1 pseudogene is annotated in these 311 nt (G+C 34.1%); it reads right to left on the bottom strand.

Annotated features, from left to right (window positions below):
- Positions 1–90: 90 nt before the first annotated feature.
- Positions 91–311, bottom strand: a pseudogene (locus ACFINZ_RS11220) (UDP-N-acetylmuramoylalanyl-D-glutamyl-2, 6-diaminopimelate--D-alanyl-D-alanine ligase); the annotation flags it as partial.

Raw genomic sequence — 311 nt, 5'->3', positions numbered from 1 at the left:
GAAACGTAATGTAACGAAACACACTCACACCTGGTAGCCAATCACTAAGCGAAGAAAAAAACAGCATCATGATAAAAAAAACCATTAAAATTACAGAGAAACCACTTTATAGCGATCAAGCAATGCACTCACAATATCTGATGAATAAAGACTATGGGATGATTTAATCATAAGGAGATCCCCATTGGAAATTTCTGCCAAAATAAGTGGTAAAATTTTTTCAATATTTTCAGCATAATGAACCTTAACGTATGCAGCCAAATCAGTGGCTAAAAACTTCATTGCCTCACCAAATAAAAAAACGGGATTAG

This window comes from Bartonella sp. AA81SXKL, assembly GCF_042196945.1.
Lineage (GTDB): Bacteria > Pseudomonadota > Alphaproteobacteria > Rhizobiales > Rhizobiaceae > Bartonella.
Note: the sequence above shows the minus strand (reverse complement) of the source record. Positions and strands in the feature narration are given on the sequence as shown.